Below are 20,496 nucleotides of genomic sequence, written 5' to 3' on the forward strand. Positions count from 1 at the left end.
CAGGCGGGCGGCGACGACCGCGGTGACGGCCAGGCTCGCCGCGAGTGCCGCGCCGACCGCGTAGATGGGCAGGGAGCGCAGGGCGATGATCTGGAGGACGAAACCGAGGCCGTCCAGGGCGAGCCCGGCGACGTAGCGCCACTGCCGCAGCGCCCGCAGCAGCAGCGCCGGATCGACCCCCGCGCCGCCGGACCCAGGCTCGGCAGCGGCCCGCGCGGCGACGGCCTGAAGGACGGAGGCCGTACCGAAGCAGACCGCGGAACCGAGCGCGCAGATCATCCCCAAGAGCACAACGCGGACTCTACTGGTGACGGCACGGTGGCCCCAAGGCCGAGCGGCCCCGCGCACCCGGGCGGGCGGGGCCGCCCCGGCCGGCCGGGGCGCGGCGGGAAGAGGCGGTCAGCCGCGCAGGACCTCGCGGAGTTGCTCCAGGCCCCAGTCCAGGTCCTCCTTGCTGATCACCAGCGGCGGGGCGATCCGGATCGTCGAACCATGGGTGTCCTTCACCAGCACCCGGCGGTCCATCAGCTTCTCGGAGATCTCCCGGCCCGTGCCGTGGCCCGGATCGATGTCGACGCCCGCCCAGAGCCCGCGCCCCCGCACCGTCTGCACCGCGCCCACGCCCACCAGCAGGCCCAGCTCCTGATGGAGGTGGTCGCCCAACTCCGTTGCCCGCTGCTGGAACTCACCGGTGCGCAGCATCGCGATGACCTCCAGCGCCACCGCGCACGCCAGCGGATTGCCACCGAACGTCGAACCGTGCTCCCCGGGCCGGTACACCCCCAGCACCGCGGCTGACGAGACCACGGCCGACACCGGCACGATGCCGCCGCCCAGCGCCTTGCCGAGCACGTACATGTCCGGCACGACGCCCTCGTGCTCGCACGCGAACGTCTTCCCGGTCCGGCCGAGACCCGACTGGATCTCGTCCGCGATGAACAGCACGTTCCGCTCGCGGGTCAGCTCCCGGACCCCGGGGAGATAGCCGGGCGGCGGCACCAGGACCCCGGCCTCGCCCTGGATCGGCTCCAGCAGCACCGCCACGGTGTTCTCCGTCATCGCGGCCCGCATCGCGGTCAGATCCCCGTACGGCACGATCTCGAACCCCGGCGTGTACGGGCCGAAGTCCGCGCGGGCCTCGTGGTCCGTGGAGAAGCTGATGATCGTCGTCGTCCGGCCGTGGAAGTTGTCCGAAGCGACGATGATCTTCGCCATGCCGTCCGGGACGCCCTTGACCCGGTAGCCCCACTTTCGGGCGGTCTTCACCGCGGTCTCCACCGCCTCCGCGCCGGTGTTCATCGGCAGCACCATCTCCATGCCGCACAAGTCGGCGAGCTGCGTACAGAATTCGGCGAACCGGTCGTGATGGAAGGCCCGCGAGGTGAGGGTCACCCGCTCCAGCTGCGCCTTGGCCGCGTCGATCAGTCGGCGGTTGGCGTGGCCGAAGTTGAGCGCCGAGTAGCCGGCGAGCATGTCGAGATAGCGCCGCCCCTCGACATCGGTCATCCAGGCACCTTCCGCCGTCGCGACGACGACGGGCAGCGGATGGTAGGTGTGCGCGCTGTGCGCCTCGGCGGAGGCGATGGCGTTTTCCGTGGTCGACACGGGATCTCCGTTCGTCGTGCGGCTCGGGTTGGTGTGCCCACTTTGTATCGTCGGTCGGATCACCCACGAGGAAACCTTCGCTTCACGGCGCGGTCCGCGTTTTCCTCTGCCGGGGCCGCCCACCCCGGCGCCGCTGACTGCGCCCGCCGAGTCCGGTAGCGGCGGGCCGGCCTCCCGCGGTCCCGCCCCGCGCCCGGCCGTCGCCCGCGGCCGGACCGGCCGGGCGGACTGTGTTCCTGGTCTCATTCGCGGCGGTCCGCGACAGCCACGGCGTCCTCACAGCTTTCATACACCGGCTGCCCGAGATCGGTTCCGTACCTGAGACAATGATTTCTATGGCCTCTGAACGTCCCCGTGTGCTCTCCGGAATCCAGCCCACCGCAGGCTCGTTCCACCTCGGCAACTACCTCGGCGCGGTCCGCCAGTGGGTGGCCCTGCAGGAGTCCCACGACGCCTTTTACATGGTCGTCGACCTGCACGCGATCACCGTCCCGCAGGACCCCGCGCAACTGCGCGCCAACACCCGGCTCGCCGTCGCCCAGCTGCTCGCCGCCGGGCTCGACCCGGAGCGCTGCACGCTCTTCGTCCAGAGCCATGTCCCCGAGCACGCCCAGCTCGGCTGGGTCATGAACTGCCTGGCCGGTTTCGGCGAGGCGTCCCGGATGACGCAGTTCAAGGACAAGTCCGCCAAGCAGGGTGCCGACCGCACCACCGTCGGGCTCTTCACCTACCCGATGCTGATGGTCGCCGACATCCTGCTCTACCAGGCCGACCAGGTTCCGGTGGGCGAGGACCAGCGCCAGCACCTGGAGCTGACCCGGAATCTCGCCGAGCGGTTCAACGGCACCTACGGCGACACCTTCACCGTGCCGGACCCGTACATCCTCAAGGAGACGGCGAAGATCTACGACCTCCAGGACCCGTCGGCGAAGATGAGCAAGTCGGCGGCCACCCCGAAGGGCCTGATCAACCTCCTCGACGAGCCGAAGGCCACCGCCAAGAAGGTGAAGAGCGCGGTCACCGACACCGACACGGTGATCCGCTTCGACCAGGCCGAGAAGCCGGGTGTCAGCAATCTGCTGACCATCTACTCCACCCTTACCGGCACCTCTGTCCCGGATCTGGAACAGAAGTACGAGGGCAAGGGTTACGGTGCGTTGAAGACCGACCTCGCAGAGGTCATGGTCGAGTTCGTCACACCGTTCCGGACCCGCACCCAGGAATATCTCGACGACACCGAGACGCTGGACTCCATCCTGGCCAAGGGCGCGGAGAAGGCCCGGGCCGTCGCCGCCGAGACCCTGGCTCGGACCTATGACCGAATGGGTCTTCTGCCCGCGAAGCACTGAGTCCAAGGACCCTGGCGGTACCGCCTCCACAGGCGGCACACTGGCGATGTGAAGCTTGCGGCCGGCAGTGGCTGAAAGCAGACCATCGAGGATTGAGGAGAACGATGTGGGGACCGTAACGCTCGGCGTTTCGATCGCGGTCCCGGAGCCCTATGGCAGCCTGCTCCAGGAGCGGCGCGCGAGCTTCGGGGACCCTGCCGCACATGGCATTCCCACCCACGTCACCCTCCTTCCGCCGACCGAGGCGGAGGCGGCCCTCCTGCCCGCGATCGAGGCGCACCTCGCCGGGATCGCGACCGGTGGCCGCCCCTTCCCGATGCGGCTGTCCGGCACGGGCACCTTCCGCCCGCTCTCGCCGGTCGTCTTCGTCCAGCTCGTCGAGGGCGCCTCGGCGTGCTCCTGGCTGCAGAAGCGGGTCCGGGACGCCTCCGGCCCGCTGGTGCGCGAGCTCCAGTTCCCGTACCACCCGCACGTCACCGTGGCGCACGGCATCTCCGAAGAGGCGATGGACCGGGCGTACGCGGAGCTCGGCGACTACGAGGCCGCCTGGACCTGCGGTTCCTTCGCGCTGTACGAGCAGGGCCCGGACAGCGTGTGGCGCAAGATCAACGAGTTCCCGTTCTCGGCGGGCGGCGGCGCCCCCGCTGTCCCCGCGCAGAGCGGCAGCTCCGTGGACGCGCCCTCGCTCCACCCCTGACCTGCCCCCTGGCCCGCCGGCCCGAACCGGCGGGCTCCGGAGCCGCCCGGCCGACCGGCCGGATCAGACCGGCAGGCGCCGGAACAGCGGCCGCGGCACATGCCGCAGCGCCGACATCACGGCCCGCAGCGCCCCCGGCACCCACACCGTCTCCGAGCGCCGCCGCAGACCCGTCACGATCGCGGCCGCGACGGCGTCGGGCGTGGTCACCAGAGGTGCCCGGGTGAACGGGACCGTCGCGAGCGGCGCCCCGGCCGCCGCACCACCCCGCGTATCCGTGCCGGCCGCAGCACCGGACCGGTCCGGACCGGCCGACCGTACGAGGCCGGGGCGTACGACCATCACGTGCACGCCCGTACCGTGCAGCGCGTCCCCCAGCCCCTGGGCGAACGCGTCCAGGCCCGCCTTGCTCGACCCGTAGATGAAGTCCGCACGCCGGGCGCGCTCCCCTGCCACCGATGACAGCACCACCAGCGAGCCGTGCCCCTGTGCCTGGAGTGCGCCGGCGCACACCAGCCCCGCCGAGACGGCACCGGTGTAGTTGGTCTGGGCGACCCGGACCGCGGAGAGCGGTTCCTCCTCGTCGCGTTCCTGGTCGCCGGGGATACCGAAGGCGAGGAGCACCATGTCGATGTCGCCCTCGGTGAAGATCTTGCCGAGGGTGGTCTCGTGGGACTCGGTGTCCAGGGCGTCGAAGTCGACGGTACGGACATAGGCCCCGCGCCCGCGCAGCTCGGCCGCGGCGGACTCCAGGGCGGGGGAGGGGCGCCCGGCCAGCCAGACCGTGCGGGTACGGCAGGCGATCAGGCGGCGTGCGGTGGCGAGCCCGATCTCCGATGTACCGCCGAGAACGAGCAGGGACTGCGGGGCACCGAAGGCATCCTTCACGGAAACGCTCCTTAGGAAAGGCGGAGGGCGGGGGAGCAGGACAGAGCGGCGCCCGGGGCCGCAACCGGAGCGGCGGCCAGGGCGGCGGTCAGAGCGACAGCCGGCGCGAGAGGTCCGACCTGAACGCCCCGTTCGGGTCCAACTCGGCTCGCAGAGAACGGAATTCACCCAGTCGCGGGTACATCGCGGCCAGCGCGTCAGGGAGCAGCCGGGAGTCGTTCGTCAGGCCTACCCGGCCGCCCGCGGCCGCCACCTCCTCGTCCAGGCCGTCGAGGAAGCGGGCCAGCCCCGGCAGGGCGGCCGGCAGGTCGAGGGAGAGGGCCCAGCCGGGCACCGGGAACGACAGCAGGCCGGGACCGCTCTCGCCGAACCGTCTGAGCACGGCGAGGAACGACGGGCAGCGCCGCTGCGAGATCTGCCGGACGATCCGGTGCAGGGTCTCCTCCTGTCCGCGGCCGACGGCGAACTCGTAGTGCACGAAGCCGCCGCGCCCATGAATCCGGTTCCAGTGCGGCACGGCGTCCAGCGGGTGGAAGAAGGCGGGGATCCGCTGCAGTTCGCCGGTGCGGGACCTGGGTGCCCGGCGGTACCGGAGCTCCGCCAGGACGGCTGCGGAGGTACGGCCGGCCGGCCCTGCGGGGACCAGGCCCGGTACGAGCGAGTGGGCGGCGGGCAGTTGGGCGGGGCGGAACGAGAGCGGTGTGCGCCGGGCGTGCGCCGGGAGTGCGTCCAAGGGGGCGTGCTCCCCCCTGGTCAGGACGCCCCGGCCCGTCGCCCGGCCGCGGGCGGTCAGGTCGACCCAGGCGGACTCGTGGCGGTCACGGTCGCCGCCCGCGGTGAGACGGGCCATCAGGTCGTCCAGATCGGCGGCCCGTTCGGTGTCGACCGACATCAGTGACGTCGCGACGGGGCGGAGCCGGAGCGTGGCCGAGAGGATCACCCCGGTCAGGCCCATGCCGCCCGCGGTCGCGTCGAAGAGCGGCGTGCCGGTCCGGACCGTGCGGATATCGCCGTCGGCGGTGAGCAGTTCGAACTCCGTGACGTGGCGGGAGAAGGAGCCCGCGGCGCGGTGGTTGTCGCCGTGGACGTCGGAGCCGATGGCGCCGCCCACCGTGATGTACCGGCTGCCGGGCGTCACCGGCAGGAACCAGCCGAGTGGCAGCAGCACCTCCATCAGCCGGTGCAGGCTCACGCCCGCCTCGCACACCACCACGCCGGTCCCGGCGTCGAAGGCGAGGATGCGGTTCAGCGCCGTCATGTCGAGGACGGAACCCCCCGCGTTCTGCGCCGCGTCGCCGTGCGCCCGGCCGAGGCCGCGGGCGATCGAGCCACGGGGCCCGCAGCCGCGTACCGTCGCCGCCGCCTCCTCGTGACTACGGGGGCGAAAGCGCAGCGCGGTCGTCGGGGCGGTACGGCCCCAGCCGGTCAGGGACACGGTGTCGACAGACATGAGGGTGACCGTATCGCCCGAGAAAACACCTTTGAGGGATTTGTTACAACACTCACCGAAATGGGTGATTGGGACGGTGTCATCTCCTACGCTCCGCACCGGGCACCGGTTTTCGGTGCCGGGGAGGGTAGTCGTACGTCATGGACTGGCTGAAAAAACTCCCTGTCATCGGGCCGCTCGTCTCCCGGCTGATGGAGACGCACGCCTGGCGCAGTTACGAGACGCTCGAACGGGTCCACTGGGCCAGGCTCGCCGCGGCGATCACGTTCATCAGCTTCCTGGCGCTCTTCCCGCTGATCGCGCTCGGTGCGGCGATCGGCGCGGTGCTGCTCTCCGACAAGCAGCTGGACACGATCGAGAACAAGGTCACCGAGCAGGTCCCCGGCATCTCCGACCAGCTGGGCATCGACAGTCTGGTGGCCCACGCGGGCACGGTCGGGCTGGTGGCCGGTGCGCTGCTGCTCTTCACCGGCATCGGCTGGGTCGGCTCGATGCGGGACTGCCTGCGCGCGGTGTGGGGCATGGACGATCTGGACCGGGGCAATCCGGTCATTCGCAAACTCAAGGACGCCGGGGTGCTGTTCGGCCTGGGCGGTGCGGCCCTGGTGACCCTGGCGATCTCCTCGGTCGGTTCCGTCGCCGTCGGCTGGGTCGCCGATCTGATCAACATCCCGCAGGGCGGTGCGGGCGGTGTGCTGCTCCGGATCGCGGCCCTGGTGGTGGCGGTGTGCGCCGATTTCCTGCTGCTGCTCTACCTGCTGACGCTGCTGCCCGGCGTCGAGCCGCCGCGACGCCGGCTGTTGGTCGCCGCGCTGACCGGCGCGGTCGGCTTCGAGCTGCTGAAGCTGCTGCTCGGCAGCTATATGCAGGGCGTCGCGGCGAAGAGCATGTACGGCGCGTTCGGCGTGCCGATCGCCCTGCTGCTGTGGATCAACTTCACCGCGAAGCTGCTGCTGTTCTGCGCCGCCTGGACGGCGACGCCGAGCAAGGACGCCGAGGAGCCCCTGCCCGCAGCGGACGACAGGGCCCAGGACGACAGGGCCCAGGACGACAGGGCCCAGGGCGACGCGGCCCGGGGCGAGGAAGCCCGGGGCAGGAGCGCCCCGGGCGGCCAGGTCAGCGGCGAGGGCGGCGGCGCACCAGGTCCGGCAGCGGCCAGCGCCGGTTGACCAGGAACGCGGCTCCGGCCAGCAGCACCAGCGCCCCGCCGGCGATGCCCAGCGCGATCCCGGCCCCGCCGGTGCCGCCCGAGGCAGCGGCCTTCGCGGTCTTCGCCGGGCCGTGCTTGCCCTTGGCCGAGGCGGGGCCGTCAGCCTCGGCGCCCTTGCCCGTGCCGTTTCCGGTCACCGCAGACTTCGGGGGGACCAGCTCGCCGACCGGCGTGACCTTGCCGCTGGCGCTGAAGCCCCAGTCGAGCAGGCTCGCCGCCTCTTTGTAGACGGCGTGCGTCTCGTCGGACGACGGGTTCATGACGGTGACGAGCAGCACCTTGCCGTCGCGCTCGGCGACACCGGTGAAGGTGTTGCCCGCGTGCGTCGTGTAGCCGTTCTTGACGCCCGCGATGCCCTTGTACGGAGTGACGCCGTCGGCCCCGGTGAGCAGCCGGTTGGTGTTCTGGATGCCGAAGCTCTCGCGCTTCTCGCCCTTCTTCTTCTCGCCGGGGAACTGCGCCGTGGCGGTCGAGCAGTACTCGCGGAAGTCCGCGTTCTGCAGCCCGCTGCGGGCGAACAGCGTCAGGTCGTACGCGCTGGAGACCTGCTCGGGGGAGTCGTAGCCGTCGGGCGAGACGACAGTGGTGTCCAGGGCCTGCAGCTCCTCGGCGTGTGTCTGCATGTCGCGGACCGTCTTGGGGACACCGCCGTACATCGCAGCCAGCACGTGCACCGCGTCGTTGCCCGAACGCAGGAAGACGCCGAGCCACAGGTCGTGCACCGTGTAGCTGAGGTTCTCCTTGACGCCCACCAGGCTGCTGCCCTCGCCCATGTCGGCGAGGTCCTCGTCCTTCACCGTGTACTCCAGGGTCTTCGGCTGAAGGGCCGGCGCCGGCATCACGGTGTCCGCGAAGAGCATCTTCAGGGTGGAGGCCGGGGGCAGCCGCCAGTGCGGATTGTGCGAGGCGAGCACCTCACCGCTCTCGGCGTCCGAGACCATCCACGATCTGCCGGTCAGGTCCTTGGGCAGGACCGGGGCGCCGGGGCCGAGATTGACCTGGGTGCCGGTCCGGCCGAGCTGGTCGCCCCCGACCTTCGACATTCCGGCGGGCGGCTTCGGCGCGTTGTCGTCGGCGTCCTTGGCGACCGCCGAAGCAGGGCTGACGACAAAAACGGACAGCAGAGCGGCAGAGGTGACCACCAAAGCGGTCTTCTTGAGAGCTGGCACGGTCGAAAACGTACATGCAGGTGATGCGGAAATGGACACCGACGGTATGACCCGCCGTGTGTACCGCCAGGACAGCCCACCCCGGGCGAGCCGGCCCGAGCGAGGCGGAGATACTGAGCCCATGAAGCTCAGCCGCCCCGTCTCCTGGTTCCTGCTCGCCTTCGGGGTGTGGAGCTGGTTCATCTGGATCACTTTCGTCAAGAACCTGTGGAAGGACGGCAGCGGTCTCGCCTTCGACGACGCGGGTGACCCTACTGCGTACTTCTGGGTGCATCTGCTGCTCGCCATCACGTCCTTTCTTCTGGGGACGGCGGTTGGCGTGATCGGGTTCCGTGGCGTCAGGGCGTTGCGCGACCGGACCGCGTAGGACTCGGCACCTCGTACGGACCGGATACGGACAAACAGGGCGGGGCAGAGCACGTGGCAGTCATGGGATTCGCTCTGGTGGCGATCGTCATCCTCGCGCTGCTCGTCGCCGTGCACCGCTACGTGTGGCGCCGCTTCGTCGGTGACACGACGGCGGCGGGCAGCCCGCTGCGCCGGGCGGGCACGGTGGCGGCGTACGTCCTGCCGCTGTTGAGCGTCGGCGCGCTGGTCTCCGGCCGTACGGGGGCACCCTTCTGGCTCCAGCAGGTGCTGGCCTGGCCGGGCTATCTGTGGCTGGCCGCCCTGCTGTACCTGACGCTGGCGCTGCTGGCCGGTGAGGCGGTACGGCCGCTGCTCCGCCGGCTGCTCGCGCGCCGGGCGACGGCGGGGACGGAGGCGGAGGCCGCAGCGGTGCCGGTGCCGACACCGCAGGCCGAGCCCGCCGAAACGGACACCCGTGCCTCCGCGCCGGTGCCCGGAGCGTTGACCGCCGCGTCCGCCGCGTCCGCCGCGTCCGCCGCGTCCGCCGCGTCCGTCGCAGAGACCGGAACGGCCGCTCCGCCCGCCGCGCCACCGGCCCCCGCTCCCGCCGACGACACCCCTTCGCGCCGGCTGTTCGTCGCGCGGGCCGTCGGGGGCGCCGCGGCCGTCGCCGGGCTCGGCACGGTCGGCTACGGCACCTACGGGGTGCTGCGCGGCCCGCGGGTCAAGCGCGTCACCGTCCCGCTGGCCCGGCTGCCCCGCTCCGCGCACGGCTTCCGGATCGCCGTCGTCAGCGATATCCACCTCGGCCCGATCCTGGGCCGGGCGCACACCCAGCGGATCGTCGACACGGTCAACCGGACCCAGCCCGACCTGATCGCGGTCGTCGGGGACCTGGTGGACGGATCGGTCGCCGATCTCGGGCCGGCCGCCGAACCGCTCGCGCGACTGAGCTCCCGGCACGGCGCGTTCTTTGTCACCGGCAACCACGAGTACTACTCCGGCGCGGCCCAATGGGTGGATCATGTACGGGAATTGGGGATGCACCCGCTGGAGAATGCCCGGGTGGAGATCGACGGCTTCGACCTGGCCGGGGTCAATGACATCGGGGGCGAGAGCGAAGGGCAGGGCCCGGACTTCGATCGGGCCCTGGGCGACCGGGACCGGTCCCGGGCCGCCGTCCTCATGGCCCATCAGCCCGTCGTCATCGATGAGGCCGTCGCGCACGGCGTGGACCTGCAGCTCTCCGGCCACACCCACGGCGGCCAGCTCTGGCCGGGCAACTACATCGCGGAACTGTCCAACCCCACGGTCGCCGGGCTCGAACGCTACGGCGACACCCAGCTGTACGTCACGCGCGGCGCGGGCGCCTGGGGCCCGCCGGTGCGGGTCGGTGCCCCCTCGGACATCACCGTCGTCGAACTCGCCTCCAGGCAGGCGTAGGTGTCCCGCAGGGCCTCTCGGGCCCGGCACAGGTGAATTCGGTGACCGGATATCAACCCTCTGTATTCGGCCTATCCGCCCAAGGTTTCAAGTAACGAACAAAAGGCTATGTGTCTCTGATTTCCTCTTCCAGATGTGAAAATCGTGTGATTGGCTGAGCGCGAACGTGCGGTGATCTGCGTATCTGAGCGCGACGCCGAGGTGGGGCTGTTAAGGGAGAGCACGGCAATGCGGTCGATCCGACTACGGATTCTCGCGATTCTCGCGGTTTTGGTCATCGCAGGCGTCGGCGCCTGGCAGTTGCTTCCCTCGGACGGAGCGAAGGAAGACCCGGTCACCGTCGGCACGACCGACGAGGTGACCTCGCTCGACCCGGCCGGAGCCTACGACGCCGGCTCCTGGGCGATGTACAGCAACGTCTACCAGTCCCTGATGACGTTCAAGTCCGGGGCGATCGTCCCCGAACCGGACGCGGCCGAGAGCTGCGGCTTCATCGGCGGGAAGCTCCAGACGTACCAGTGCAAGCTCCGGGACGACCTGACGTTCTCCAACGGCCGGAAGATGACCGCCGAGGACGTCAAGTACTCCTTCGAGCGCATGCGCAGGATCAAGACGGACGTCGGTCCTTCGGTGCTGTTCCCCAGCCTCAAGAACGTGGTCACCGAGGGCCAACTGATCACGTTCAACCTCTCCTCGCGCGACGCGACCTTCCCGCAGAAGCTCGCCACCGGGGCCGGTTCGATCGTCGACCGCGACGACTACCCGGACGGTAAACTCCGCTCGGGTGACTCCGTGACGGGCTCGGGGCCGTACGTGCTCAAGTCGTACCAGCCGGGCGTCAGCGCCGAACTGGTGCCGAACACCAAGTACAAGGGTGCGCTGAAGAAGACCGGCGGGCCGGTCACCGTGCGCTACTACAAGCAGTCGGACGACCTCTTGGCGGCCTTGAAGTCGGGGCGGGTCGATGTCACGCACCGTCAGCTCCCGCCGTCCACGCTCGCCGAGCTGAACCCGGGCGACGCCGACCAGCGCATCACCGAGGCGGACAGTGCCGAGATCCGCAACCTCGTCTTCAACGTCCGCGAGGGGTCCCCGCTCGCCGACAAGCGGGTCCGGCAGGCCATCGCGTCGATCATCGACCGCGCGCCGCTGGTGACCGACGTCTACAAGGGCACCGTCGAACCTCTCTACTCGCTGATCCCACAGGGCTACATCGGGCACAGCACCCCGTTCTTCGACGAGTACCCCGCGCCCGACCCCAAGCGCGCCAAGAAGCTGATGCAGGAAGCGGGCGTGCAGCTGCCGCTCCACATCACCTTCGCCTACCGCGCCGACGACGCGTACACGAAGGAGACCGGGGAGATCCGGCGCCAGCTGGAGGAGGACGGGCTGTTCAAGGTCACGGTGAAGGCCGTGGAGTGGAAGGCGTTCCAGAAGGGGTACGCGGCCGGCGAGTACGACGCGTACACCGTCGGCTGGCTCCCCGACTACCCGGACCCCGACACCTTCAGCCAGCCGCTCGTCGGCCGCGACAACAGCCTCCACAACGGCTACAGCAGCAAGAAGATGGACTCGCTGATCAGCGACACGCTGCAGTTCAGCGACCGCAGCCGCACCTCGGCCGACTTCAAGGAGCTCCAGAAGCTGGTGGGCGAGGACGTGCCGCTCGTGCCGCTGTGGCAGAAGAAGGACTACGTCGTCGCCAAGCCCGACGTATCCGGTTCGCAGTACCTCTCGGACGGCACCGGCATCTGGCGGCTGTGGGAACTCGGCTGGATCTGAGCGGCCGTCACGGATCAGTGACGCAGTACACCGAGGAGCGGCCGTCCCGGCGTCAACGGGGCGGCCGCTCCGCGGTGTACGCCGTCACCACGGCTCCGGGTCAGCCCGGCCGGCCCGCCGCCCGCCCCGCCGCTCCGGGCAGGAACTCCTCCAGCACCTCGTGGACCTGGCGCACGAGCGGCCGCAGCACCCGGAACCGGGACAGGACGATGGCCCGCGCGACGATCGGGGCGGTGCGCTCGACGAGGCGGCGGCTGCGTTCGGCGTTGTCCGTCCGGTCGTACACCCAGTACAGCACCAGGCCCATCTGGTTCAGCCACATCAGCTGCGGCAGCAGCTCGGCCAGCTCCGGGTCGACCTTGGTGCCCGCGCCCGCCAGGCAGCGCTTGTGGACGGAGATCGCCGCGTCGCGGGCCGCGACCGAGTCCTTCGAGAAGGGGCTGAGCGGGCTCTCCGGATCGGCGGCGTTCTTGAAGAACTGGGCGGCGAAGCGGTGGTACGGCTCCGCCACGTCCAGCCAGCTGAGCAGGACCCCGCGGATGCGTACCGCGAGGTCCTTGTCGCCGGCCAGAACCGGCTGGACCGCCGCCTCGTGCTCGGCGGCGATCCGGTCGTAGAAGCCCTGGACGAGGTGTTCCTTGGACGAGAAGTAGTAGTACGCGTTCCCTACGGAGACCCCGGCCTCCTGGGCGATGGCCCGCATCGTCGTCTTGTCGTAACCGCGTTCCTGGAAGAGCCGGAGCGCGGTTTCGAGGATGAGTGTGCGGGTCTGCTCGCTCTTGGGAGCCTTGGCTTCCTTCACGTCCTTCTCTTCCTTCACCACGGTCCCGAGGGTACCGGGGTCACGAGGTGCCGGGCTCCGGGCCCCGCACCGCGCACTCGCCGTCCCCGGCCGCCCGGCAGGGCGCTGCTGTCAGGGAGCGGTACTTTGCGGCGGCGAGGACGGTCGCCCTGGCGAACGGGCGGCCGGCCGGGGTGGTCAGCCAGTGGGACCTGGGCCGGTGCTCGGCCAGCGCCCAGAGGCAGACGATCCACGCGGACGTGCCGCGGTAGATCTGGCCCCCGTCACCGATCACCGTGATCTCCTCCAGGGTCCCGGAGTGGTCGAGACCGGGGAAGCGGCGGTGCGCCTGCGCGGAGTCCGCCGGGACGAGATCGAGCGGGACCAGCTGGCGCTGCTTCATCAGCCACTGCCGCAGATGGACGCAGAGCGAGCACTGCGCGTCGTAGAGCACGGTGAGCCGTTCGACGGACAGCCGTCGCCCACCGGTCCGGGCCGCCATGGCCGGCCCTCACGCCTTGGCGGTGGGCGCGGTCCACGGTCCGGTGCCCGGAGCCGTCCAGCCCTGCGGCGGTACGGGCGGGGTCTGCTCACGATCCATCAGGCCCCGGCGGCGGATCTTGTTCAGCACATAGACGTTGCCCAGATGCATGACCCCGAGGACGAGCAGGACGACACCGACCTTCACCGAGAGTGCGTCGAAGAGCCCGCGGGCGTCGGCGACCGTGTCGGAGTTCTTCAGATAGAGCGTCACGAATCCCAGGTTGACCAGGTAGAAGCCGACCACCAACAGGTGGTTGACGGCGTCGGCGAGCTTCTCGTTCCCGTGCAGCACATCGGCGAGGAAGACCCTGCCGTTGCGGCTGAGCGTGCGGGCCACCCAGATGGTGAGCGCCACGCTGATGAGCAGATAGACGACGTACGCGACAACAGTGAGGTCCATGCCTCACCCTCCTTTGAACGCGTTCAAATGCTGTTGTCATGGACTGTAGACCTGACTTTGAACATGTTCAAGCCGGGGCTTCGGTGGTCCGCGTCACCTGGTCGGCGGGCGCCGCGAAGCGCCGTACGCCCGGTACGGCGGCGGTGGCCAGGCAGGCCGCACCGACCGCCAACCCAGCTGCGGCAAGGGGGACCTCGGTGCCCCAGGCCGAAGCCGCCAGTGGGGCGAGGGCGTAGCCCAGCGGCATCGCGCCGAGGGAGAGCAGCCAGTCGTACGAGGTCACCCGGGCCAGTGCGCGGGCGGGTACGGCGGACTGGACGGCGGTCTGCCAGACCGGGTTGAGGTAGCCGAGTCCGGCCTGGGAGATCCCGTACGCGGCGATGGCGACGACGGCGGGGGCGTGTGCGGCCAGCAGGCAGAGCGGCAGCGCGTACAGGGCGAGGCCCAGATTGGCGATCAGGACCGGGCGGCGCGGCCGGGCCCGGCCGGCCAGCAGCGAGCCGAGCAGCAGGCCGACGGCGCCGGTCTGGAGGAAGGCGAGCCACATGCCCTTGCCGCCCAGGTGGTTGAGGAAGAGCGCCGGGCCCAGCGTCATCAGGACGGCCGCCGCACCGTTCCAGACGGAGTGGGCGATCAGGCTCGTCCAGTACCAGTCGCGGCCGCGGACCTCGCTCCAGCCCTCCTTGAGGTCGCTGAGCATGGAGCTGCGGGCGACGGGGACGTGCCGGACGTCGATCGCGGACAGCAGTGCGGCGCTCACCGCGAAGCTGGCACCGTCCAGCACGAAGGCCCAGCCGGGCCCCGCGGTGAGGACCAGTGCTCCGGCGACCGCGGGGCCGCCGATCCGGGTCGCGCTGCTGACCACCGCCATCAGGGAGTTGGCGCGCAGCAGCCCGGACTCCGCCACGGTGCCGCGGATCAGCGGGGAGACGGTCGGCATCGCGAAGGCCCCGGCGGCGCCGCCGAGTGCCTCGGCCACCGCGATCTGCCACAGCGCCGGTGCGCCGGAGAGGAGTTCGGCGCCGACGAAGAGCTGGCTCACGCACCGGACGAGATCGGTGGTGAGCGCGACCGTACGGGCGTTGAAACGGTCGCCGACAACGCCGCCGAGCGGCAGCAGGAGCAGTTTGGGTACCATCGCGCAGGCGAGCACCAGGGCGAGCGCGCCGGTCGAGCCGGTGGCCAGGTAGACGGCGAGGGTGAGCGCCGCGGGGATCGCCGCGTCGCCGAGCATCGAGAGGCTGCGGCCGATGAAGAGCAGGCGGAAGGAGCGGGTGCGCAGGGGATGAGGCATGGCGCGGAATCTATTTCGCCTTCGAATTATTCGTCAACGAAATATTGCGTACCGAAGGGTAGTTGGGGTCTCGGCGTAGGCTGTGGACCATGGAGCAACGGGACTGGACCGACGGACACGTGGAGCGGTGGAAGCCGGTGCTTCCGGAACTCGACCCGGACGTCGAGGGCGCGGTGACCCGGATGAAGAAGCTCTCCGTCCATCTGCGCCGGGTGCGTGAGCAGTCCCTGGTCGACTTCGCCCTGGACCGCCAGGAGTTCGACACCCTGCACAAGCTCGCCGGCCGCGGCGGCAAGGCGGCCCCGTCCGACCTCGCCGCCGACCTCGACCTCGCGCCCGCCTCCGTCACCGGCCGGCTGGACGCGCTGGAGCGTCGCGGGTTCGCCCGCCGTACGCCCTCCACCACCGACCGGCGGCGGGTGGACGTGGAGCTGACCGACCAGGGCCGTTCGACGTGGCTCGGCGCGATGGACTTCCTCGGCAACGAGGAGGAGCGGCTGCTCGGCGTCCTCGGCAAGGACGAACGCAGACTGCTCAACTCCATGCTGCGGCGCATCATGGTGGTCGCCGAGGACCGGGGCGGCGCGGCCTGGGACTGACGGGCCGCGGCTGCGCGCGGGCAGCCAGGAGGCCCCGCCTCCCGCGGTGTTCGTGCGGAGGACGGGGCCCTGGATGCTACGGGTGCGGCAGGAAGGTCAGAAGCGACGCGTGATCAGCGCGCGCTTGACCTCCTGGATCGCCTTGGTGACCTCGATGCCACGCGGGCAGGCGTCCGTGCAGTTGAAGGTGGTGCGGCAACGCCACACCCCGTCACGGTCGTTGAGGATCTCCAGGCGCTGCTCGCCGCCCTCGTCGCGCGAGTCGAAGATGAAGCGGTGCGCGTTGACGATCGCCGCCGGGCCGAAGTACTGCCCGTCGTTCCAGAACACCGGGCACGAGGACGTGCACGCGGCGCACAGGATGCACTTGGTGGTGTCGTCGAAGCGCTCGCGGTCCTCGGGGGACTGCAGACGCTCGCGGGTCGGCTCGTTCCCCTTGGTGATGAGGAAGGGCATGACGTCGCGGTAGGCCTGGAAGAACGGGTCCATGTCGACCACGAGGTCCTTGAGGACCGTGAGGCCCTTGATGGCCTCGATCGTGATCGGCTTCTCCGGGCTCAGGTCCTTGATCAGCGTCTTGCAGGCGAGCCTGTTCTTGCCGTTGATCCGCATGGCGTCCGAACCGCAGATGCCGTGCGCGCAGGAGCGGCGGAACGTCAGCGTGCCGTCGGTCTCCCACTTGATCTTGTGAAGGGCGTCGAGCACACGCTCCTTCGGGTCGATCTCGATCTGGAAGTCCTGCCACTGGGACTCGTCGGAGACCTCCGGGTTGAACCGCCGGATCCGGAAGGTCGCCGTGATGTACGGCGAGTCGGCGAAACCGGCCTCGGGCTCGGGAGCCTTGTCGGCCTTGTCCAGGGTGGGGGTAGCCATCAGTACTTACGCTCCATCGGCTGGTAGCGGGTCTGGACGACCGGCTTGTAGTCCAGCCGGATCGACTCGGTGCCGTCGTCGGCGACCTCGCGGTACGCCATGGTGTGGCGCATGAAGTTGACGTCGTCGCGGTTCGGGTAGTCCTCGCGGTAGTGACCGCCGCGGGACTCCTTGCGGGCCAGCGCGGAGGTCGCCATGACCTCGGCGAGGTCGAGCAGGTTGCCCAGCTCGACCGCTTCGAGCAGATCCGTGTTGAACCGCTTGCCCTTGTCCTGGATGGACACGTTGAGGTAGCGCACACGCAGCTCCGCGATCTTGTCGACCGCGGTCTTGATGGTCTGCTCGGTGCGGAACACCATCACGTTGGCGTCCATGCACTCCTGCAGCTCCAGACGGATCGCCGAGACCCGCTCGGTGCCGGTGGAGTTGCGCAGCCGCTCGACCTGGTCGACGACCTGCTGCGCCGGGTTCTCGGGAAGCTCGACGTAGTCGTTCTTCGCGGAGTACTCGGCGGCGGCGATGCCCGACCGGCGCCCGAAGACGTTGATGTCGAGCAGCGAGTTGGTGCCGAGGCGGTTGGCGCCGTGCACGGAGACACAGGCGACCTCGCCCGCGGCGTACAGGCCCGGGACGACGGTGGTGTTGTCGGCCAGCACCTCGCCCTGGACGTTGGTCGGGATGCCGCCCATGGCGTAGTGCGCGGTCGGCTGGATCGGGATCGGGTCCGTGTAGGGCTCGATGCCGAGGTACGTACGCGCGAACTCCGTGATGTCCGGGAGCTTGGCGTCCAGCTGCTCCGGCGGCAGGTGCGTCAGGTCCAGGTAGACGTGGTCGCCCTCGGGACCGCAGCCGCGGCCCTCACGGATCTCCGTGTAGATGGAGCGGGACACGACGTCACGGGACGCGAGGTCCTTCATGACGGGCGCGTACTTCTCCATGAAGCGCTCGCCGTCCTTGTTGCGGAGGATGCCGCCCTCACCGCGGGCGCCCTCCGTCAGCAGGATGCCCATGCGCCAGATGCCGGTCGGGTGGAACTGGAAGAACTCCATGTCCTCCAGCGGCAGACCCCGGCGGTAGCAGGCGGCCTGGCCGTCACCGGTCAGGGTGTGCGCGTTCGACGTCACCTTGAAGAACTTGCCGGTGCCGCCCGAGGCATAGATGACCGACTTCGCCCGGAAGACGTGGATCTCGCCGGTGGCCAGCTCGTAGGCGACGACGCCGGCGGACTTCTTGACGCCGTCCTCCTCGACGACCAGCTGGTCCAGGACGTAGAACTCGTTGAAGAATTCCACGCCCTCCTTGACGCAGTTCTGGTACAGCGTCTGGAGGATCATGTGGCCGGTGCGGTCGCCCGAGTAGCAGGCGCGACGGACCGGGGCCTCACCGTGGTTGCGGGAGTGACCGCCGAAGCGGCGCTGGTCGATCTTGCCCTCGGGCGTCCGGCCGAACGGCAGGCCCATCTTCTCCAGGTCGAGAACGGCGTCGATGGCCTCCTTCGCCAGGATCTCGGCGGCGTCCTGGTCGACCAGGTAGTCGCCGCCCTTGATCGTGTCGAAGGTGTGCCACTCCCAGTTGTCCTCCTCCACGTTGGCGAGCGCGGCGGCCATACCGCCCTGCGCGGCGCCCGTGTGGGAGCGGGTGGGGTAGAGCTTGGTCAGCACGGCGGTGCGGCTGCGCTTGGTCGACTCGATGGCCGCGCGCATGCCGGCGCCGCCGGCGCCGACGATGACGGTGTCGTACATGTGGATCTGCATGGTTTACCTCTGGTCCTTCGGGCCCGGCGCCTAGCGGATGTTCGGGTCGAAGGTGAAGATCACCAGCGTGCCCAGCAGGACGGTGAACACCGTGGCGGTGTACAGCAGCATCTTCAGCCAGAAGCGGGTGTTGTCCCGTTCGGCGTAGTCGTTGATGACCGTACGGAGGCCGTTGGCGCCGTGCAGCATGGCGAGCCACAGCATCGCCAGGTCCCACATCTGCCAGAACGGCGAGGCCCAGCGGCCCGCCACGAAGGCGAAGCCGACCTTCGAGACGCCGCCGTCCAGCACCAGCTGGATCAGCAGGTGGCCGACGACCAGGACGACCAGGACGACACCCGACAGGCGCATGAAGAGCCAGGCGTACATCTCGAAGTTGGTGCGCGAGCCCTTGGGCGTCTTGCCGGTCCGCGTACGCGGGGGCTCGATCACGGGGGCCGGGTTGTCGACGTCGTACAGGCTGACGCCTTCGACTGCGCCGATCGCGGAAGTCTCGGTGGACATGGGCCTCAGCTCCCGAAGATGGAACGGACGGCGTGGCCGAGGACGGGGTACAGGGCCCCGACCATGAGCACGATCCAGATGCCCAGCACGGTCCAGAGCATCTGCTTCTGGAGGCGCGGGCCCTTGGCCCAGAAGTCCACGGCGATGATGCGGAGACCGTTCAGCGCGTGGAAGAGAATCGCGGCCACGAGGCCGTATTCAAGGAACGCGACAGGCCATGTCTTGTATGTGGCCACGACGTCGTCGTAGGCCTCGGGGGAGACACGGACGAGAGCGGTGTCCAGGACGTGTACGAACAGGAAGAAGAAAATGAGGACACCGGTGACTCGATGAGCCACCCAGGACCACATGCCTTCCCGGCCGCGGTACAGCGTTCCAGCCGGCACGGAAGAACCCTCCGGGAGCGGGGATTGGGGTCGGCCGGCTTGACTGTCGGTCTGACCCGGCCAGGTACGGTCCACCGGCCCCGGCCATCGTAGCGACGGTTTGTCGGTTCGTTCGCGCCGGGGCCTCTGGTGTGATCAAAGTGGCAATCAAACAGGCACGGACGGGCTAGCCCGGGGCCTGTTCCCGGGCCGGGCCGTCCCTGGCCCGCGGCAAGCCGTTACTGACTCGATACCAGCCCGATGATGCGGCCCCGGGCGATTCGCCGCATCTCGTCCGCCGTCACCACCCGCTCCTGGTCGGGGTCGTGGCCCAGCCGGGCCCGGATGCCCGCCAGGACGTGGTCGGGGTGCTCGGCGGGCCGGACACCGTCGAGGCAGATGACGAAGACATGGCCGAAGCGGCTCTCGTACGCGGCGTGCGCGGCGGCCAGCGCGAGGTGGGCGGAGGGTGCCGCGTCGGGCGGCAGCGCCGGGGAGACCTCGGCGGCGAGCGCCTCGGCGCGGTCGGTGAGGGAGAGGTCGTAGCCTGCCTCCTCGGCGGCGGCGAGCAGCGCGTCGAGGTCCGGGTAGGGGCGGTGGGCGGCCAGCCGCTGGGCCCAGCGGCGGCTGCCGAAGCAGTCCAGCAGGGCCGCCTCGACGTCGGCGGCGGCCGCGGCGTTGAAACGGCGCAGGCCGAAGCCGTGCGGAACGGTCCGGCCGGGTACGGGTCCGCAGCCCTGGAGAGGCACGGCGGTCCGTCCGGCGGGCCGGTGCGGTTGCTCAGGGAGGCCGGCGTGGGACTCGCTGGACCTGGACAGCGTGGGCTCCTCGAATCAGCGGCATCTGTGAACCTGGAGTGGAGAGGGATCGAAGAGACCAGGTGGATGCAGAGTGAAGGGAGAGACGAATGTGCCTCAAAGCTAGCGAGGCCGGGCAACGGCCGTCCGACGAATGCGCGAATTTCACCCGGACGGGAGAGTTTCGGGATGACTGATGGACGAAACAGCGAGGAGAATGCCCGGCTATCTCCTCACTTCTGCCCCCTTTTCCACTGAAAACCGGAGGTTTCTTACCGATGTCGCCCTCACGCGGCGCCCTCACGGCCGGAGCGGCCGTCACCGCGGCGGCCGCGGTGACGCTCACCGTCGTCCTGTGGCCCGACAGCTCCGACACCGCGCGCGAGGCCGGGGCCACGGCCTCGCCCCGGGCCTCGTCCGCCGCCCCCACGCCCTCCCCGACCCGGAGCTATCCGCTGTCGAGGACGCCCCGCACCATCCCCGCCGTACGCGAACACATCCCCGCCCACGGTCCCGGCTGGCGGCCGGGCAAGGGCAGCGCGGTGGTGATCGCCGACGGCAGCAAGGGGCTCGACGACGAGGGGCGGCTGCTCGCGGGCGAGCTGAAGATCGGCTACCGGGGTGAGACGCCGGCCCGGGCCGGCG

20 protein-coding genes and 2 pseudogenes are annotated in these 20,496 nt (G+C 70.1%); 8 read left to right on the plus strand and 14 right to left on the minus strand.

All coding sequences use genetic code 11. The features are described from left to right. Positions 1–279 (minus strand): annotated as a pseudogene (locus J1C73_RS23725) (hypothetical protein); the annotation flags it as partial. A gap of 120 nt (positions 280–399) precedes the next feature. Further along, entirely contained in the window at positions 400–1,605 is a 1,206-nt protein-coding gene (gene rocD / locus J1C73_RS23730) for an ornithine--oxo-acid transaminase (RefSeq protein WP_207318202.1), read from the minus strand. 335 nt (positions 1,606–1,940) lie between these two features. Between rocD and trpS the strand changes: the two genes are divergently transcribed. Then, positions 1,941–2,954: a tryptophan--tRNA ligase gene (trpS, locus tag J1C73_RS23735; protein ID WP_207318203.1), complete on the plus strand. Its 1,014-nt coding sequence runs from the start codon at positions 1,941–1,943 to the stop codon at positions 2,952–2,954. Between the two features lie 106 nt (positions 2,955–3,060). Next, the gene (locus J1C73_RS23740; protein WP_207318204.1) at positions 3,061–3,651 is read left to right on the plus strand and encodes a 2'-5' RNA ligase family protein; all 591 of its coding nucleotides are present in this window, start codon (positions 3,061–3,063) and stop codon (positions 3,649–3,651) included. 63 nt (positions 3,652–3,714) lie between these two features. On the opposite strand, the gene dprE2 is transcribed toward J1C73_RS23740, so the two are convergent. After that, entirely contained in the window at positions 3,715–4,539 is an 825-nt protein-coding gene (dprE2, locus tag J1C73_RS23745) for a decaprenylphospho-beta-D-erythro-pentofuranosid-2-ulose 2-reductase (RefSeq protein ID WP_207318205.1), read from the minus strand. Positions 4,540–4,627: 88 nt separating this feature from the next. Beyond that, entirely contained in the window at positions 4,628–5,989 is a 1,362-nt protein-coding gene (dprE1, locus tag J1C73_RS23750) for an FAD-binding oxidoreductase (protein ID WP_207318206.1), read from the minus strand. A gap of 140 nt (positions 5,990–6,129) precedes the next feature. On the opposite strand from dprE1, the gene J1C73_RS23755 reads away from it, so the two are divergent. After that, the gene (locus J1C73_RS23755) at positions 6,130–7,158 is read left to right on the plus strand and encodes a YihY/virulence factor BrkB family protein (RefSeq protein ID WP_207318207.1); all 1,029 of its coding nucleotides are present in this window, start codon (positions 6,130–6,132) and stop codon (positions 7,156–7,158) included. Here the strand turns inward: J1C73_RS23755 and J1C73_RS23760 are convergent. Then, positions 7,106–8,368 carry a D-alanyl-D-alanine carboxypeptidase family protein gene (locus J1C73_RS23760; RefSeq protein ID WP_372446728.1) on the minus strand — a complete coding sequence of 421 codons (1,263 nt, stop codon included), beginning with the start codon at positions 8,366–8,368 and terminating at the stop codon, positions 7,106–7,108. The two genes, J1C73_RS23755 and J1C73_RS23760, sit on opposite strands and share 53 nt — an antisense overlap. A gap of 121 nt (positions 8,369–8,489) precedes the next feature. Between J1C73_RS23760 and J1C73_RS35165 the strand changes: the two genes are divergently transcribed. From J1C73_RS35165 to J1C73_RS23770, 3 genes are all read left to right on the plus strand, one after another. Then, positions 8,490–8,735, plus strand: coding sequence for an SCO4848 family membrane protein (locus J1C73_RS35165; protein ID WP_241200109.1), 246 nt, complete (start codon positions 8,490–8,492; stop codon positions 8,733–8,735). A 62-nt stretch (positions 8,736–8,797) separates the two neighbouring features. Continuing rightward, positions 8,798–10,159 carry a metallophosphoesterase gene (locus J1C73_RS23765; protein ID WP_207318209.1) on the plus strand — a complete coding sequence of 454 codons (1,362 nt, stop codon included), beginning with the start codon at positions 8,798–8,800 and terminating at the stop codon, positions 10,157–10,159. Between the two features lie 228 nt (positions 10,160–10,387). Next, positions 10,388–11,941 (plus strand): ABC transporter substrate-binding protein, encoded by a 1,554-nt coding sequence (locus J1C73_RS23770; RefSeq protein ID WP_207318216.1) that lies wholly within the window; start codon positions 10,388–10,390, stop codon positions 11,939–11,941. A 100-nt stretch (positions 11,942–12,041) separates the two neighbouring features. Here J1C73_RS23770 and J1C73_RS23775 read toward each other — a convergent pair whose 3' ends face one another. The 4 genes from J1C73_RS23775 to J1C73_RS23790 form a co-directional block, all read right to left on the minus strand. Then, the gene (locus tag J1C73_RS23775; protein WP_207318210.1) at positions 12,042–12,764 is read right to left on the minus strand and encodes a TetR/AcrR family transcriptional regulator; all 723 of its coding nucleotides are present in this window, start codon (positions 12,762–12,764) and stop codon (positions 12,042–12,044) included. Between the two features lie 19 nt (positions 12,765–12,783). Then, positions 12,784–13,224: a thiol-disulfide oxidoreductase DCC family protein gene (locus tag J1C73_RS23780; RefSeq protein WP_123461182.1), complete on the minus strand. Its 441-nt coding sequence runs from the start codon at positions 13,222–13,224 to the stop codon at positions 12,784–12,786. A 9-nt stretch (positions 13,225–13,233) separates the two neighbouring features. Beyond that, positions 13,234–13,665: a hypothetical protein gene (locus J1C73_RS23785; protein WP_207318211.1), complete on the minus strand. Its 432-nt coding sequence runs from the start codon at positions 13,663–13,665 to the stop codon at positions 13,234–13,236. Between the two features lie 67 nt (positions 13,666–13,732). Then, complete coding sequence (locus tag J1C73_RS23790; protein WP_207318212.1) at positions 13,733–14,959, minus strand: MFS transporter; 1,227 nt, start codon at positions 14,957–14,959, stop codon at positions 13,733–13,735. An 89-nt stretch (positions 14,960–15,048) separates the two neighbouring features. Between J1C73_RS23790 and J1C73_RS23795 the strand changes: the two genes are divergently transcribed. After that, complete coding sequence (locus J1C73_RS23795; protein WP_123461185.1) at positions 15,049–15,558, plus strand: MarR family winged helix-turn-helix transcriptional regulator; 510 nt, start codon at positions 15,049–15,051, stop codon at positions 15,556–15,558. 96 nt (positions 15,559–15,654) lie between these two features. On the opposite strand, the gene J1C73_RS23800 is transcribed toward J1C73_RS23795, so the two are convergent. The 5 genes from J1C73_RS23800 to J1C73_RS23820 form a co-directional block, all read right to left on the minus strand. Then, the gene (locus J1C73_RS23800; protein ID WP_207318213.1) at positions 15,655–16,431 is read right to left on the minus strand and encodes a succinate dehydrogenase iron-sulfur subunit; all 777 of its coding nucleotides are present in this window, start codon (positions 16,429–16,431) and stop codon (positions 15,655–15,657) included. Then, complete coding sequence (gene sdhA, locus J1C73_RS23805) at positions 16,431–18,185, minus strand: succinate dehydrogenase flavoprotein subunit (RefSeq protein ID WP_207318214.1); 1,755 nt, start codon at positions 18,183–18,185, stop codon at positions 16,431–16,433. The genes J1C73_RS23800 and sdhA overlap by 1 nt, the downstream gene beginning before the upstream one ends. Before the next feature lie 30 nt (positions 18,186–18,215). Then, positions 18,216–18,689, minus strand: coding sequence for a succinate dehydrogenase hydrophobic membrane anchor subunit (locus J1C73_RS23810; RefSeq protein WP_207318215.1), 474 nt, complete (start codon positions 18,687–18,689; stop codon positions 18,216–18,218). A 5-nt stretch (positions 18,690–18,694) separates the two neighbouring features. Next, entirely contained in the window at positions 18,695–19,075 is a 381-nt protein-coding gene (gene sdhC / locus J1C73_RS23815) for a succinate dehydrogenase, cytochrome b556 subunit (RefSeq protein WP_123461189.1), read from the minus strand. Between the two features lie 218 nt (positions 19,076–19,293). Then, on the minus strand, positions 19,294–19,803 hold the full coding sequence (locus tag J1C73_RS23820) for a 2-oxo-4-hydroxy-4-carboxy-5-ureidoimidazoline decarboxylase (RefSeq protein WP_124284839.1): 510 nt from the start codon (positions 19,801–19,803) through the stop codon (positions 19,294–19,296). A gap of 326 nt (positions 19,804–20,129) precedes the next feature. Between J1C73_RS23820 and J1C73_RS23825 the strand changes: the two are divergent. Then, positions 20,130–20,496 (plus strand): annotated as a pseudogene (locus J1C73_RS23825) (beta-N-acetylglucosaminidase); the annotation flags it as partial.

This window comes from Streptomyces laculatispora (genome assembly GCF_017353455.1).
GTDB classification, from domain to species: Bacteria; Actinomycetota; Actinomycetes; order Streptomycetales; family Streptomycetaceae; genus Streptomyces; species Streptomyces laculatispora.

Excerpts from the sequence above, each read along its gene's own strand:
- trpS (WP_207318203.1), top strand. The coding sequence starts at position 1,941 with ATGGCCTCTGAACGTCCCCGTGTGCTCTCCGGAATCCAGCCCACCGCA.
- dprE1 (WP_207318206.1), bottom strand. The coding sequence starts at position 5,989 with ATGTCTGTCGACACCGTGTCCCTGACCGGCTGGGGCCGTACCGCCCCG.
- J1C73_RS23755 (WP_207318207.1), top strand. The coding sequence starts at position 6,130 with ATGGACTGGCTGAAAAAACTCCCTGTCATCGGGCCGCTCGTCTCCCGG.
- J1C73_RS35165 (WP_241200109.1), top strand. The coding sequence starts at position 8,490 with ATGAAGCTCAGCCGCCCCGTCTCCTGGTTCCTGCTCGCCTTCGGGGTG.
- J1C73_RS23765 (WP_207318209.1), top strand. The coding sequence starts at position 8,798 with ATGGGATTCGCTCTGGTGGCGATCGTCATCCTCGCGCTGCTCGTCGCC.
- J1C73_RS23770 (WP_207318216.1), top strand. The coding sequence starts at position 10,388 with ATGCGGTCGATCCGACTACGGATTCTCGCGATTCTCGCGGTTTTGGTC.
- J1C73_RS23780 (WP_123461182.1), bottom strand. The coding sequence starts at position 13,224 with ATGGCGGCCCGGACCGGTGGGCGACGGCTGTCCGTCGAACGGCTCACC.
- J1C73_RS23785 (WP_207318211.1), bottom strand. The coding sequence starts at position 13,665 with ATGGACCTCACTGTTGTCGCGTACGTCGTCTATCTGCTCATCAGCGTG.
- J1C73_RS23790 (WP_207318212.1), bottom strand. The coding sequence starts at position 14,959 with ATGCCTCATCCCCTGCGCACCCGCTCCTTCCGCCTGCTCTTCATCGGC.
- J1C73_RS23795 (WP_123461185.1), top strand. The coding sequence starts at position 15,049 with ATGGAGCAACGGGACTGGACCGACGGACACGTGGAGCGGTGGAAGCCG.
- J1C73_RS23800 (WP_207318213.1), bottom strand. The coding sequence starts at position 16,431 with ATGGCTACCCCCACCCTGGACAAGGCCGACAAGGCTCCCGAGCCCGAG.
- sdhA (WP_207318214.1), bottom strand. The coding sequence starts at position 18,185 with ATGCAGATCCACATGTACGACACCGTCATCGTCGGCGCCGGCGGCGCC.
- J1C73_RS23810 (WP_207318215.1), bottom strand. The coding sequence starts at position 18,689 with ATGTCCACCGAGACTTCCGCGATCGGCGCAGTCGAAGGCGTCAGCCTG.